General features: G+C 48.7%; 1 protein-coding gene. It reads left to right on the top strand.

The genetic code is table 11. The features are described from left to right. The first annotated feature begins 58 nt into the window (after window positions 1-58). Entirely contained in the window at window positions 59-1,456 is a 1,398-nt protein-coding gene (locus WCK19_RS18515; protein WP_342398889.1) for an IS4 family transposase, read from the top strand. Window positions 1,457-1,477: the final 21 nt, after the last annotated feature.

Raw genomic sequence — 1,477 nt, 5'->3', positions numbered from 1 at the left:
GGTGGTAAAATAGAGAGGAAGGAAAAAAAGCAAATAAGAAAAGCGGAGGGTTTGAGAGATGATTACAATCGAGGAAAACGAAGATTGGGCGGAAACGGAATTTGGACTAGCCGAATTAGGGGATAGTCGGCGGACAGCTCGCCTGGTAGAAATGGGGCGAATATTCGGAGGGCAGCCCAGCGCTTCCATACCACAGGCTTGCCCGGACAGGGCGGCCATAGCTGGAGCCTACCGTTTCTTTGAAAATAATTCGATTGAACCAAACGCAATTCTGGAAAGTCATTTGGCGGCATCCACAGAGCGTTGCCGGGGCTTGCCGGTAGTATTAGGAGTGCAAGATACTACATATCTGGATTGGACGAAACACCCTGCCACAACAGGTTTAGGTCCTCTTGCTACAGCCCATCAGCAGGGTTTAGTGGTACATAGTACTCTCTTGATTACGCCAAAAGGAAGAATACCGCTAGGGATATTAAGCCAGCAGGTCTGGTCCAGAAATGCTGGGGATTTCGCTAAAAAAGAAGACCAGCATAGTCGCAGCATCGAAGACAAGGAAAGTAATAAATGGCTAAATAGCCTGATAGCGTTGAATAGTATCTCCTCAAACTGTACCGGTACCAATTTTATAAGCGTTGGTGATGCCGAAAGTGACGTTTATGACATGTTTCTGGCATCCCGTCTGCCCGGGGTAGATTTATTGATAAGGGCAGCACAAAATCGGCGGGTAGAGGAAGAGGAAAAATATTTGTGGGCGAGAGCGGAAGCGGCGGAAATCAGTGCGACAGTGCAGGTATCTGTAGCCAGAAAGGGGAAGCAAGCGCCACGACAAGCCACAGTGAAGGTGCGATGTTGCAAGGTAACGCTGCGACCCCCCAGATATCGGACGAAAGAAAAGTTAGAGGCAGTACAGGTATGGGTAGTACTGGCAAAGGAAGAAAATCCGCCGCCGGGGGTCGAAGGACTGGAATGGCTATTGCTGACGACTTGTGAGGTCAGGAATGGTCGGGATGCCCTGGAAATAGTGGAATGGTACATGTGCCGTTGGGGTATAGAAGTCTGGCACAAGGTTTTGAAAAGCGGATGCAAGCTGGAGTCGAAACAACTCGAAAGCGCTGAAGCTCTGAAAAGGTGTCTAGCCCTTTATAGCGTGATAGCCTGGCGCATAATATATGCGACGATGTTAGCGCGAAGTTTGCCAGGAGCGCCTTGCAGTCTGCTCCTGGATAAAGAAGAATGGGAAGCGCTTTATTGTTATCAATATAAGGTAAGCGTTCCACCCACGAAACCGCCCAGTTTGCATGATGCAGTACAGTGGATAGCCATGTTAGGAGGGTTTATGGGACGCAAGAGTGATGGGGAACCTGGCGTCACTGTTTTATGGAGAGGGTTCCAGCGCCTTATTGACTTGACCAGCATGTATCAGATTTTGCATCCCGCTATCCCTTTAAAACCTTAATTCTTTGTGTGTAATGTTTAG

This window comes from Candidatus Chlorohelix sp. (assembly GCF_037138995.1).
Lineage (GTDB): Bacteria > Chloroflexota > Chloroflexia > Chloroheliales > Chloroheliaceae > Chlorohelix.
Note: the sequence above shows the minus strand (reverse complement) of the source record. Positions and strands in the feature narration are given on the sequence as shown.